This window comes from Streptomyces sp. NPDC059895 (genome assembly GCF_042731035.1).
In the GTDB taxonomy this organism is placed as follows: Bacteria; Actinomycetota; Actinomycetes; order Streptomycetales; family Streptomycetaceae; genus Streptomyces.
Genome location: NZ_JBHWKO010000001.1, coordinates 521,115 through 534,134 on the forward strand (window position 1 = coordinate 521,115; position 13,020 = coordinate 534,134).

General features: G+C 71.1%; 13 protein-coding genes. 1 reads left to right on the top strand and 12 read right to left on the bottom strand.

Annotated elements, in window-relative coordinates:
• Positions 1-24 precede the first annotated feature (24 nt).
• The 12 genes from ACFV9M_RS02170 to ACFV9M_RS02225 all read right to left on the bottom strand — a co-directional run bounded on the left by ACFV9M_RS02170 (position 25) and on the right by ACFV9M_RS02225 (position 11,226).
• Complete coding sequence (locus ACFV9M_RS02170; protein WP_385065270.1) at positions 25-1,626, bottom strand: hypothetical protein; 1,602 nt, start codon at positions 1,624-1,626, stop codon at positions 25-27.
• 61 nt (positions 1,627-1,687) lie between these two features.
• Positions 1,688-3,043, bottom strand: a complete 1,356-nt coding sequence (gene eccD / locus ACFV9M_RS02175) for a type VII secretion integral membrane protein EccD (protein ID WP_385102307.1) — start codon at positions 3,041-3,043, stop codon at positions 1,688-1,690.
• A 94-nt stretch (positions 3,044-3,137) separates the two neighbouring features.
• The gene (locus ACFV9M_RS02180; protein WP_385065276.1) at positions 3,138-3,440 is read right to left on the bottom strand and encodes a hypothetical protein; all 303 of its coding nucleotides are present in this window, start codon (positions 3,438-3,440) and stop codon (positions 3,138-3,140) included.
• 28 nt (positions 3,441-3,468) lie between these two features.
• Positions 3,469-3,912, bottom strand: coding sequence for an HD domain-containing protein (locus tag ACFV9M_RS02185; RefSeq protein ID WP_385065313.1), 444 nt, complete (start codon positions 3,910-3,912; stop codon positions 3,469-3,471).
• Positions 3,913-4,040: 128 nt separating this feature from the next.
• Positions 4,041-4,439, bottom strand: coding sequence for a hypothetical protein (locus tag ACFV9M_RS02190; RefSeq protein ID WP_385065279.1), 399 nt, complete (start codon positions 4,437-4,439; stop codon positions 4,041-4,043).
• 59 nt (positions 4,440-4,498) lie between these two features.
• Positions 4,499-6,982, bottom strand: a complete 2,484-nt coding sequence (locus tag ACFV9M_RS02195) for an ADP-ribosyltransferase (protein WP_385065282.1) — start codon at positions 6,980-6,982, stop codon at positions 4,499-4,501.
• A complete protein-coding gene (locus ACFV9M_RS02200; protein WP_385065284.1) occupies positions 6,979-7,326 on the bottom strand; it encodes a DUF6507 family protein in 348 nt (115 codons plus the stop codon). Before ACFV9M_RS02200 ends, ACFV9M_RS02195 begins: the two co-directional genes overlap by 4 nt.
• A 91-nt stretch (positions 7,327-7,417) precedes the next feature.
• Positions 7,418-7,732, bottom strand: a complete 315-nt coding sequence (locus ACFV9M_RS02205) for a pore-forming ESAT-6 family protein (RefSeq protein WP_385065287.1) — start codon at positions 7,730-7,732, stop codon at positions 7,418-7,420.
• Between the two features lie 61 nt (positions 7,733-7,793).
• A complete protein-coding gene (locus tag ACFV9M_RS02210; protein ID WP_385065288.1) occupies positions 7,794-8,126 on the bottom strand; it encodes a hypothetical protein in 333 nt (110 codons plus the stop codon).
• Positions 8,127-8,291: 165 nt separating this feature from the next.
• Complete coding sequence (locus tag ACFV9M_RS02215; protein WP_385065291.1) at positions 8,292-9,473, bottom strand: PP2C family protein-serine/threonine phosphatase; 1,182 nt, start codon at positions 9,471-9,473, stop codon at positions 8,292-8,294.
• Positions 9,474-9,704: 231 nt separating this feature from the next.
• Positions 9,705-10,514, bottom strand: coding sequence for an Fpg/Nei family DNA glycosylase (locus ACFV9M_RS02220; RefSeq protein ID WP_385065294.1), 810 nt, complete (start codon positions 10,512-10,514; stop codon positions 9,705-9,707).
• Positions 10,515-10,737: 223 nt separating this feature from the next.
• Entirely contained in the window at positions 10,738-11,226 is a 489-nt protein-coding gene (locus ACFV9M_RS02225) for a ribose-5-phosphate isomerase (protein WP_385065297.1), read from the bottom strand.
• 227 nt (positions 11,227-11,453) lie between these two features.
• On the opposite strand from ACFV9M_RS02225, the gene ACFV9M_RS02230 reads away from it, so the two are divergent.
• Positions 11,454-12,965, top strand: coding sequence for an amino acid permease (locus ACFV9M_RS02230; RefSeq protein ID WP_385065300.1), 1,512 nt, complete (start codon positions 11,454-11,456; stop codon positions 12,963-12,965).
• Positions 12,966-13,020 lie beyond the last annotated feature (55 nt).

A 13,020-nucleotide genomic window follows, 5' to 3' on the forward strand; every position in this document is an offset into this window, starting at 1 on the left:
TCTGTGGGGTCCCTTCGAAGGGGGTCAACGGCGCTTCTGGGACAGTTCGAAGGCCTCGGCGGCGAGCCGGGTGACGGCCTGCCGGGTGGCCTGTGCGAGCAGGTCGGTGCGGATGGCGCCGCCGGCCGCGAGGTGCCGGTCGTACGGCAGGACCCGGACGCTCGCCCCGGTCGCCTTCAACTGCTCGGCGGCCTTGTCCAGGTCGAGACCGGGGTGCGGTGACATCTCGGTGAGGACGACGACGGTCGAGGTGGTGATGGACCGGGGCAGGCCGCGCATCCACTCCAGCACCGAGCGGGTGCTGGCGATGCCCTCCAGGGTCGCGGGCACGGTGAGCACGCGGGCCTGCGCGGCGGACAGCGCGGTGCGGGCCACCTCGGCGGGCAGGGTCTCGCAGTCGACGACGGTCACCCCGAAGTAGCGGCGCAGCGACACCATGACCCGCTCGTAGGCCCTGGTGTCGAGCATCGCGCCGACCTGCCCCTGGCTGCCGGGCAGCAGCCAGGCGTTGTCGGGGAGCTGGACGAGGTAGCCCGTCACGTCGAGCAGCGACATCTGCGGCTCGACCAGGGCGGCGAGGTCGCCGGTGGTCCAGCGCAGGCTCTCCGCGCCGAGCCGCACCGGCAGCGAGCCGAGCGCCGGGTCCGCCTCGACGACGAGCACCGGGTCCTGGCGGTAGTGGGCGTAGGTGGCGCCGAGCAGGGCGGCGACCGTGGTCTTCCCGGATCCGCCGCGGATGGAGGTCACGGCGATCTGGCGGCCGGTGGTGACCGGCCGCTGGAGCACCTCGGCGGTCGCCGTGGTCTCGGCGACCTCGCGCGCGGCGGAGGACACGACACGGCGCACGGCGCGCAGGGCGCGGGCGGCGAACGGCTCACCGCGGCGGGGCTTGAGACCGGCGGCGGCCAGCCGCTTGTCGAGGACGGGACGGGTGTCGGGGGTGGCGGCGGTACGGGCGGCGGGGGTGGGCTGCGGCGGGTGGGGCCGGGTCTGCGGGTGCGGCTGCGTGGCCGTCTGGGGGGCCGTCTGCGTGGCCGTCTGGGGGGCGGGGTGGGCGGCCTGGCCGGCGTACGGCTGCTGCTGGGGGTACGTGGCGGCCTGCTGCTGGGGCCGGCCGGGGCCGGGCTGCTGTTGTTGCTGCTGCTGCTGCTGGTAGCCGTACCCGGCTTGCTGCTGCGGGTAGCCGTACCCGGGGGCGGCCTGCTGGGCCGGGGTGCCCTGCGCGGGCACGCCGGGCTGCGCGGGCACGCCGGGCTGCGCGGGCTGCTGGTGCTGCTCTGGCGGCTGGTGCTGTTCCGGCTGCTGATGCGGTGCCGGCTGCTGATGCCGTTCCGCCTGCTGATGCGGTTCCGCCTGCTGATGCGGTGCCGGCTGCTGATGCCGTTCCGCCTGCTGATGCGGTTCCGCCTGCTGTGCCTGCCGGTCCTGCCGCTGTGCCTGCCGGTCCGGCCGCTGTGCCTGCCGGTCCGGCCGCTGTGCCTGCCGGTCCTGCCGGTCCTGCCGCTGGGGCTGCTGCTGTGGCTGCCGCTGTGCGGGGGCGCTCTGCCGGTCCGCGGGCTGCTGAGGTGCCGCGCCGCCCCTCAGGTCGCGCAGCACGTCGTTCTGCCAGTTCTCACCGCTCGGCATGTCGCCCTTCTCCCTTGCATCGTGCTCCCGCCCGGAACACCGACGCGTCGTCCCTCAGACCTCAGAACTTGTCGAGCAGTTGCCCGTAGATGCCGAACACGCCGACGGCCAGCGGGAACAGTCCGATCACCCCGACGGACTCGACGAGATCGGCGAGCCGCCGCAGCCGGACCCGCACATGCTCCGGCGGTTCGATCGCGAGGACCAGCAGCGGCAGCAGCGCGGCGGCCGCCGGCAGGGCCAGCGCGCCGGCGCCGCCGGCGTGGTCCAGCCACAGCACCGCGAGGCGTACGACGAGGACGGCCGCCGCCCCGAACAGGGCCACGACCTCCGCGACCAGCGGGAAGGCCCGGGCCCGCGACAGCAGCACCACGGCGGTGAGCGACGCGAGGGTCACCGTCCACGCGGTGGGCTTCTCGGCGGTGGTCAGCAGCCAGCCGCCGGCGGCGGCCGCGGCGGCGGCGACCACCGTGGCGAGGGCGAGGCCGCGGTGGGTGGCGGCGAGCGCGTTGGAGACCTGGTGCCGGCTCACCGACACGCCCGAGGAGCGCCGGTCGTCGAGGCCGGTGAGTCCGGAGGCCATCAGCGCCAGGCGCGGCAGCAGGCCGAGCAGCACCACGGAGAACACGGCCATCACGGCTCCGAGCCGGTCCGGACGGTCCTGTACGGCGGCGACGGCCTCCCAGACGGCGGCCACGGCGACGGCGGCCGCCGCCCCGATGAGCCCGCCCCGGCCGAGTGGTGAGAAGTACGCGAGCAGTACCAGGGTGAGCACCAGCGCGCCGACCACACCGGCCAGGCGGGCCTCGCCCGGCCAGGCGTAGGCGTCGGCGGCGGTCCACGCGGCGAGCAGGCCGAGTCCGCCGGAGGCGAGCAGCAGCGCGGTGGCGAGACCGAGGTTGCCGTCACCGATCTTCGCGACGACCGCGCCGCCCAGCAGGAACACCACGGTGGCGACGGCGAGCGCGGTGGCGACGGACTCCAGCGCGAACTCGCGCCGGGCCAGGACCGCCGCGGCCACGGCGAAGACGACGGTGGCGGTCCCGGCGCTGGCCCGGCGCGCGGCCGGGCGCCAGCGCCAGGCGTGCAGGTCGAGGTCGTCGGCGACCTGGTCGGTCACGTCGTGCACAACGGGCGCGGGCGGCGCGGCGTGCGCCCGGACGAGCTGGAGCACCGCGCCGTCGGCGACCTCGGCCGAGGACAGAGTGGCGTCGTGCGGCAGCACGGAGCCGTCGGCGGTGACCAGTTGCCGCGTGGTGGGCCGCGAGGCGACCCGATCGTCGAGCAACCGCAGTATGTCGGGGAGCAGTTGGCCGATCGGGGTGTCCGACGGCAGAACCAGGTCGGCGCGCCGCCGTTCACCGATCAGGGTGACTCGGCTGAGCTGGGTCCGAGACGTCGTTGCAGTGCTCACCACTCACCGGAACCTATCATCGCGTCAATTCGGCCACGGGCCGCGTCTGAAATGAACCCGTCACACCCGTCACACCCGTCACGCGTACTCGTCTTCTTCACTGCTTCTCCGCGGTCGCGTCGGCGGACGGGCTGCCGCCGGTGGGGTCGTACAGCTGTTCCTGCTGCTGTTGCTGTTTCTCCTGCTCGGCCTTCTGCTTCGCCAGGGTGGACTGGAGGAAGGACCAGCCGACGCAGCCGGCGCACAGGACGGCCGCGATGGCGATGCCCGCGAACACCTTGCCGAGCCGTTCGTCCAGCGTGCGCCGGCCACGCTGGGTGCCGAACAGCAGCGCGTCGCGTATCCGGCGGCGCCGCACCGCCACCGACTCCAGCAGTTGGCTGTCGTAGTCCCGTGCCATTCAGTCGTCGTCCTGTGCTGGGTTGCCGTCAGTCGTCAGGGGTGAGGCCGAGGTACCGCCTCATGGCGTCGTACTTGTGCTCAAGGCGCCGTGCGGTGGCCTCGTCGAGCCGGGCGAGCCGGTCGGGGTCCGCGTTGTGCGCGAGGTCGGCCGTCTTGACCAGCCGGGCGCCCGGTGTGGCGAGGATCCGCCGCGCGTACGCCTCGGGCGTCTCGCCGGGACGCTTGGTCACCGCCCGGACGACGTCCTTGGTCCGCTGGTCGAGGGCGGCCGTCTCCAGCCATTCCTCGCTGAGCACCCCGTCCTCCACGGCGTCGTGCAGCCAGGCCGCGGCGATCAGCTCGTCGCCGCCGCCCCGGGCGCGAACGCCCTCGGCGACGGCCCTCAGGTGCTCGGTGTACGGCCGCCCGGCCTTGTCCGTCTGCCCGGCGTGCGCGGCCCGCGCCATGGCCTCGACCTCGGCGAGACCCATGCTCACGACGCGTGCCTTCCATGGTGCCCGTGCTGCGGCATGCAAGCTCCCCCTTACTTTGCCCGTGCAACATAAGGCACGGGAGGGTGGGGCGTACACCCGGGGGGCGGATCGCGTACGGCGCCCGGTCAGCTCTCCTCCGCCAACTGTTTCACCGTCTGGAGGCCGGGGGCCTCGGTGAGGGATCCGGGGACGACATGGCTGGGGTTCGCGGGGTCGGAGTCCCGGGCCAGCTCGGCGAGGGCCACCGTGGGGCGCAGTCCGCGGGCCTTGGCGTCCCGAAGCCTGGACACGTACAGGGCGCCCCGGTTGAACGCCTCGTCGCCGCCCGCGCTCCGTGCCTTCCAGCCCGCCGCGTCGTCCTCGTCGTTCGCCCAGACATAGCCGAGCACGGCTCCCTGTCCGTTCGCCACCGTCACGTACCGCACCGGCTTGTCCGTGCTGCGGGCGTAGCGGGGAGGTCCCGCGACCTCCTCGAACCGGAGGGGCTCGGTGGTCCGGGGATTGACGTTCCGCTCCCGGCTCATGGTCGTGCCTTCCTCTCGTCACTGTCTCGGCAGCTCGTCACTGTCTCGGCAGCTCGTCGCTATCTCGGCAGCACTTCGCCGTACACCTGGATCTGGCCATTCTCCCTGAACACACGGGTCACCCGGTACTGAGTGCCGCGCCCCAGGAGCAGCTCCCGCTCGCCCATGCCGAACTTGCCGACCTTCTCGACCCACAGCGCGGGGGTCCCCTTCGGAACCCTGAGGTGCAGGATGGCCTCCTCGCCCGCGAAGGCGGCAACGGGGTGGTTGCCGAGGGACGTGGACATGTATCCCTTGTCGGTGTACGTGTTGCCCAGCATCTCGAGCGGGTCGTCCAGGTCGAGGTGTCCGATGCCGGTGCCGCGGACCACCATGACGTCCTCCGGAACGGCATGGCCCGCGAGGGCCTCGTCGACCTCGTCGATGTTGTGCTGGACGTACGGGCTCCACTTCGAGGTGTCGCCCCGCAGGTAGCCGTTCATCTCCTTGTACGTTCCCCACCCGTCGGGATGGGGTGCCGGGAGGCCGTAGTTGGGCTCGTCGGTGTAGTCCCACACGGCCTTCCGCCGGACGTCCGGCATGTTCTCGGCGTAGTGGTTCCAGTACGCCTGGCCGTAGTGGACGGCGTCGGCGTCCCGGGGGAAGGGGACCGTGCCCTCGGAGACCTCGGCGAGCGCCACCCGGTGCTGTTCGGCCGGGGTGAGCTTGTCCCATTCCGCGTCGGACACGTGGGGCTTGTACTCGAACGGCTCCCCGACCCCCCCGTGCCCCGGTACGTCCGTGCCCGTGTGGCCCGGGACGGCCTGTGCGTCGGCGCCGTGGTGCGCGACGGCGTCCGCGGCCGTGTCCCCGACGTCCGTGTGGTCCCCGACGTCCGTGTGGTCCCCGGAGTGCGTCGCGTCGTCGGCGTGACCGGTGCCTTCGTGGCCGATGCCGTGCGAGGCGTCGTCCGGGTGAACGGTGGGGGTGTCGTGGCCCGTGCCGTGCGGCCCGTCGGGGCCGTGGACGCCCGTGCCGGGGACGTCGTGGCCGCCGGTGTGGGGGGTGGCGGACGGGGTGTCGTGGTACCACGCCGACGGTGTCGTACCGGCGTGGGTTCCCGCCGTTCCCGCCGTTCCCGCCGGGATCGCGTCACCCGTGCCGTGCGGGACGCCGGTGTGGACGCCGTCGGCCGTCGCGTGCGCGGCGCCGGCGTACGCCCCGTTGTCGGCCGTGTGCGCGGCACCCGCGTACACCGGCGCATCGGGGGTCTGGATGGTCCAGTGGGCCGGAAGTCCGGAGGGTGTCCGGTACGGCGCCGGGGCCTCGTGGGGAACCGGTGTGGTGTCGATGGTGCCGTCGGGCGAGACGAGGTTGCCGTTCGGTTCCATCACGCGGCCGTCGGGGAGTTGGACCGAGCCGTCCGGGAGCGTGGGGATGTCGATGGTGCCGACGCCCTTGAGTCCCTTGGCGATGTCGCCGATCTTCGACAGGCCCGCGCCCGCGCCCTTGGCGATGTACGTCATCGGGTCGATGACCTTGCCGGCCTTCCCGGCCGCCGACAGGACCTTGGCGACCGCGCCCGCCTTGCCGGCACTGGACGCGGCGGTCCCCGCACCACCGGTGAACACCGTGGTCAGCACATTGAAGGTGACCGCACCGGCCGCACGGGCGGGGTTCTTGCCCCACTCGTCCCAGGCCACCAGCGCCTTGCCGGTCTCCTTCATCGCCGTGCGCGACTCCCGCAGCCAGGACGGCAGCTTGTCGTCCGGCAACGCCCAGAACGCCGTACCCGCCACCGGCATCATCGTGATCACCACGCCGGTGGCGAGCTGTGCGAGGCCCTTCCAGGCCTGGCCCATCGCCTCCCAGCCGCCGAACCCGACCAGCGTGCCCAGGCCTTTGATCGTCCCCCACACACCGTCGACGATCAGCCCGTCCCACACGAACGACTTCACCCAGTGGCCGACCTCGTACCAGTAGTGCTTCTCCTCCACCGGGTCACCCCAGGGAAGCTTCGCGTTCTTCATGTCCTCGGCGTTGAACCCGTACTGGTCCTCACGCTCCGAACCGTCCCCGGCGACCATCTGCGTCCCGCCCCACAACGCGGTGATCTTGTTGTGGCAGGTCCGCTCCGCCGCCCAGAACGCCGCCACCGTCGCGGTGATCTCGTCCCGGAGCCGGTTGTGCTCGGCGACCTTGTCCTCGTCGTACTCCCACTCGTCGTCGTCCTTCACCGAGCCGACGAAGGTCTGCGCCTTCGTCTTCAGCGACTTCAGCTTGGAGACGAGGGGGCGGATCTCCGTCGCGTAGGACGACAGCGCGGAGGACACGGTCTCGAGGCCGCCGGCGAAGTCGTCGGCCCGGTCCTGCACCGGCTTCGTCGTCGCGAACAACTGCTCCGCCTCCGGAGCCCGGTAGAACGCCGACAACCCCTGGAACTGGGAGTTGATGTCCCTGCCCGTGTCCCGGACGTTCCCGGCGTCCTTCTTCAGAGCCGCGTGGTCCAGCTCCAACTGCGCCAGATCGCCGGTGAACTGCGGGATCTCCTCGGGATCGATCACGACTTGCCGACCCCCGGCGCGTCCAGCTTCGGCGCCTTCAGCGTGTTGCGCTGCGCCTCCGCCGCCATCTCCTCGTCACCGTTCAGATACGCCGTCGTCGCGTCCACCACACCCTGCAACGACTTGCCCGCACGCGCCGCCACGAACTCCAGATCCTTCAACGCCTGCTCCGCGAACTGCGACAACGCCAACGCCACCAGACCACCCTGCGCCTGCTCACCACCCGCGGCAGGCGCATCCGCCGAAATCGTCCCCGCACTCGACGCCGCCGACGTCAGATGCTCACCGAACGCCGTCGCATGCTTCTGCAGACCCGACGCCGTCTCACCCGTCGTCTTCAGCACATGCTGGATACCCTGCGGCTTCAAATCCCAGCCCGGCACCCGCCAACCCCCGTTCTCATCCCTGGAGCGTCAACGCACCAACACACCGACCTCAGCCGATGTTGTCGACCGCCGCCTTCGCCCGCTGAGCCGTCGACTGCGCCGTACCGTCGTTCTTCTCCAACGTCGACTTCAACAGACCGATGATGTTCCGCACCTCATTGGACGCGTTGTTCCACCGCTGCTCCTTGCCGTGGTACTCGTCCGCCACACCGTCCGCCGTGAAATCCGCCATCGCCGCCTTCACCTGACGATCACGCTGACCGATCACCTCCTCCAACCGCGCGATCACCGACTGAATGTTCCCCTGCGCATCCGCCGACGCACCCGTGTCATACGAACGACGATCAGCACCCGCACCAGCCATCACACACTCCCCGTGAAAAGAAACAGAACCCGACCGGACTCAGACCACACACCCGACACGATCAGCGCGCACCGAAACGCGCCGCGTCGAAGTTCGCCGCCGACATCTGCTGCCGCGCGTTGTCACCCTGCTCCTGATCACCCGAGGAGAACGCCGACTCCATCCCCGACTGACCACCCAGAATCGCCGACAGAGAACCGTTCAGATCACTCGCGATCTCATCCGCACGCACCTTGAACTGATCGAACATCACCCGACCCGTACCGTTGAACTTCCCCTCCAACGGCTGCGCCGCCTGCACCAACTGCCGGATCAACGACCCCAGATCATCACTCGACCCACGCGAATCACGCATCAGCGTCGACAACGTCTGCGTACCCATGTCGAACTTCATACCGAACCCGCCTCCCCCGCTGGGACCTGCCTGTCACACCTGTATGCACTCCATCTGTAGCAACTCCCCGCTTGGCGGGGCAATCGGGAAGCGGTCGTAGTTACGGAGGTGGCACAAACACCTGACCGCCCCGTGGGGACATTGCGGGACACAGCCGACCGATCGTCAGTGCGCCGCGGCCGCCGCTGTCGGGCCCTCGCGGCAGATCAGCAGGAGCGCCCGGTCGTCGTTGACGTCCTTGGCGACCGCCTCGATCAGGTGCCAGGCGGCACCCTGGAAGCCGCCGGCGACATAGCGGTCGGCCTCGCCGGTGAGGCGGTCGATGCCCTCCATGATGTCGCGGTCGGAGGTCTCCACCAGGCCGTCGGTGAAAAGCATCAGCACGTCACCGGGGCGCAGTGAGCCCTTCACCGGGTCGAACTGGGCACCCTCGTAGACGCCGAGGAGCGGGCCCTCCGCGGCCTTCTCCTCCCAGCGGCCGGTGCCGGAGCTGAGCTGGAGGCCCGGCGGGTGCCCGGCGGAGTACAGCTCGTAGTCGCCGGAGTCGAGGTCGAGGACGAGGTGGATGGAGGTCGCGAAGCCCTCGTCCCAGTCCTGGCGCAGGAGGTAGCCGTTGGCGGCGGGCAGGAACGCGTGCGGGGGCAGGGAGCCGAGCAGGCCGCCGAAGGCGCCGGACAGCAGCAGGGCCCGGGAGCCGGCGTCCATGCCCTTGCCCGAGACGTCCGTGAGGACGACCTCCATGGTGCGGCCGCCGTTGGTGCGGGCCGCGACGACGAAGTCGCCGGAGAACGACTGGCCTCCGGCCGGCCGCAGCGCCATCTCGCGGTGCCAGCCCTGCGGCAGCTTGGGCAGCTTGCTCTGCACCCGGATGCGTTCGCGCAGGTCGAAGAGCATGGTGCCGCCGCGCCGCCAGGGCACGCCGACCCGGCTGCGGAACTGGGCGATGAGCAGGCCGAAGAACCCGCAGGCCGCCACGACCAGGACCACGCCGGGGGTGACGCGGGACGGGCCCTCCGTGTACGGGCCCAGTTGCACCGACTCCACGATGAGGGCCGTGGCCGCCGCCGCGTACAGGCCGAGCAGGCTCGCCGGGCGCAGCAGCAGACCGCCGGCCACGATGGGCAGGACGAGCGCGGACGGTGAGACCCAGACCGAGTTGGCGAGCGTGGTGACCGCGATCAGGGGGACGGTGAGCAGCAGGCCGGCCAGCGCGATCCAGTCCGAACCGTCGCCGCGGAAGTAGTCCACGGCGCTTCTGCGCACGCCGGTGCGGACCCGGTGCACCAGGTGCTTGAACCGGGCCGTCAACGTCTCGGCTTCCGAGCGCCGCTGTCGTCCTGCTGCCATTAGTTCGGGACCCTATCCATCCAACCCACCGCTTGGCACGGGAGGTCCCACTTGTCCCCCGTCCGAGGCTCGACTTCACAGTGAACGGCATGGAAAGCGCTCGTGCCGCGGAGAGGGAGAAATTCCCTGACTCGTCCCGCATCGGGTCGTTGGACGCGGGTTCGTGGCAATTGCGGCGGCGGGTTCCCGGCCGGCGCGGTGGCGGCGAGTCGGTCCGGCGGTCCGGGCGGGTCAGGGTTTCTGGCAGGTGGGGCACCAGAAGAGGTTGCGGGCCGCCAGGTCGGCGGTGCGGATGCCGTCGCCGCACAGGTGGCAGGGCTGGTGGGTGCGGCGGTAGACGTAGACCTCGCCGCCGTGGTCGTCGACGCGGGGCGGGCGGCCCATCGCCTCCGGGGTGTGTTCCGGGCGGACCGTGTCGATGCGGTTGGTGCGGACGCCCTCGCGCATGAGCGTGACCAGGTCCGACCAGATGGCCCGCCACTCGGCGGGGGTGATGTCCCGGCCCGGGCGGTAGGGGTCGACGCGGTGCCGGAAGAGGACCTCGGCGCGGTAGACGTTGCCCACACCGGCGATGATCTTCTGGTCCATGAGGAGAGCCGCGATCGTCGTACGGCTGCGGGCGATGCGCCGGTACGCGGTGTCCGGGTCGGCGTCGGGGCGGAGGGGGTCCGGGCCGAGGCGGTCGTGTATCGCGTGCTTCTCGTCGTCCGTGATCAGCGCGCAGGTCGTGGGGCCGCGGAGGTCGACGTAGGCGGTGGGGTTGGCCAGGCGCAGGCGGACGGTGTCCGTGGGCGGGGGCGCTGGGGCGTCGCCGAAGGCGACCTTGCCGAAGAGGCCGAGGTGGATGTGGATCCAGGTGTCGTTGCCGAAGCCGAGGAAGAGGTGCTTGCCGTGCGCCTCGGTGGCCTGGAGGACCGAGCCGTCGAGGAGGGCGGCGGCGTCGGAGAACTTGCCCTGAGGGCTGCTGAGGCGGGCCGGCCCGCCCTGGAAGCGGGCGGCGTAGTCCTCGGCCAGCCGGTGGATGGTGTGCCCTTCTGGCACGGTGCGGCGTCCTTCCTGCCCTGCCGGTCCCGCCCGCCCCCGCCCCGGCCCGGCAGGAGCGGCGGGGGCGGGCGGGGCGGGGCGGGTTCTGCTTCAGTCCCGCTGCGGGGTGTGGTGCGCCAGCCCCTCCGCGGGGTGTGGTGCGCCAGCCCCTCCGCGGGGTGTGCTGCACCAGCCCCTCCGCGGGGTGTGCTGCACCAGCCCCTCCGCGGGGTGTGGTGCGTCAGTCGTGCTGCGGGTGGTGCGCCGGGACGGGCGGGAGGTCGCCGGTCGTCTCGTACGCCGCGAGCATGTCGATGCGGCGGATGTGGCGCTCGTCACCGGAGAACGGCGTGTTGAGGAAGGTCTCGACGAACTTCGTCGCCTCCTCCTCGGTGTGCATGCGGGCGCCGACGGCGACGACGTTGGCGTTGTTGTGCTGCCTGCCCAGGGAAGCCGTCTCCTCGCTCCACGCGAGGGCGGCGCGGACGCCCTTGACCTTGTTGGCGGCGATCTGCTCGCCGTTGCCGGAGCCGCCGATCACGACGCCGAGGGAGTCGGGGTCCGCGGCCGTGCGCTCCGCGGCGCGGAGGCAGAAGGGCGGGTAGTCGTCCTGGGCGTCGTAGATGTGGGGGCCGCAGTCGACCGGGTCGTGACCCGCCGCCTTGAGCCATTCGACGAGGTGGTTCTTGAGTTCGAAGCCTGCATGGTCCGAGCCGAGATACACGCGCATGGGACGAGTGTGACACGCGCGCCCACGGGTAGCAGCGCCGGGTGTCGTGGCCGAAAAGCATCAGGAGTGCTACAGAACCTCAGGGAAAGCTCAGATAACAATACGGATTCGAAGGTTACCGAATTCGAATGCCTCGGATTCACTGGACCGGCTCGTACCCACCCCCGTACGGCCCGAACACCGCTCGTCTGTGAGACATCCCCACGCGGCGCAAAGGAAATCCGTCCATGACTTCGCAGCAGACCCTGACGAAGGCCGGCCACGGCCCCGGCGGGCCCGGTGAACCCGGTTCCGGGCTCCACGCGGGCCTCAAGAACCGCCACCTGTCGATGATCGCCATCGGTGGCGTCATCGGGGCCGGGCTGTTCGTCGGTTCCAGTTCCGGGATCGCCACCGCCGGGCCCGGCATCCTCCTGTCCTACGCCCTCGTCGGCACCCTCGTGGTGCTGGTGATGCGGATGCTCGGGGAGATGTCGGCGGCCCATCCGACCTCCGGCTCGTTCTCCGCACACGCCGATCGCGCGCTCGGGCCCTGGGCCGGGTTCACCATCGGCTGGCTGTACTGGTTCTTCTGGGTCGTCGTGCTCGCCGTGGAGGCCACCGCGGGCGCCGCGATCCTCGAGTCGTGGATCCCCGCGGTCCCGCAGTGGGGGTGGGCGCTCATCGTCATGGTGGTGCTGACCGCCACCAACCTGGTCTCCGTGGGCTCCTACGGCGAGTTCGAGTTCTGGTTCGCCGGCATCAAGGTCGTCGCCATCGGTGCCTTCATCGTGGTGGGCGGGCTCGCCGTGTTCGGTGTGCTGCCCGGCGCCGACAGCGAGAAGGCCGCGCTCGGCAACCTCGTCGACCACGGCGGGTTCCTGCCGAACGGGGCCGGCGCCATCCTCACCGGTGTGCTGCTGGTCGTCTTCTCCTTCATGGGCAGCGAGATCGCGACCCTGGCCGCCGGTGAGTCCGAGGATCCGCAGCGGGCCGTCACGAAGTCGACCAACAGCATCATCTGGCGCATCGCCGTCTTCTACCTCGGGTCGATCTTCGTCGTCGTCTGCCTGCTGCCGTGGAACGACCCCTCGATCAAGGAGAAGGGCTCCTACGTCGCCGCCCTCGACTCCCTCGGCATCGCGCACGCCGGTCAGATCATGAACTTCATCGTGCTGACGTCGGTGCTGTCCTGCCTCAACTCCGGGCTCTACACCGCCTCCCGCATGGCCTTCTCGCTCGGTGAGCGCGGCGACGCGCCGAAGGCGTTCGCGCGGACGACGCGCCGTGGTGTGCCGTTGGCTGCGATCGTCGCCTCCGTGGTCTTCGGGTTCGTCGCCGTCTTCTTCAACTACAGGTTCCCGGACTCCGTCTTCCTCTTCCTGGTGAACTCCAGCGGTGCCGTCGCGCTGTTCGTGTGGCTCGTCATCTGCTTCTCGCAGCTGCGCATGCGGAAGATCATCGAGGCGGAGGCGCCGGAGAGGCTGGTCGTACGGATGTGGCTGTATCCGTACCTGACCTGGGCCACCGCCGCCCTGATCGTTCTCGTCCTCGGCTACATGCTGACCGACACCGAGCACGACGGCCGCCAGACCGTCCTGCTGTCGCTGCTCGTCGCGGCCGTCGTCCTCGTCATCGCCTTCGTGCGGCAGAGGACGAGGGGCGCCACGAGGGGCGGGGGCGGAAGCGGAAGCGGAAGTGGCCGCGGAAGCGGAAGCGGAAGCGGGCCGGACGCCGTTGCGGAGAACGCCGTCCAGTAGTTCCGCCCGGCCGGACGACGGAGAGGGGACCCGCGGCCGAGGGTCCCCTCTCCGT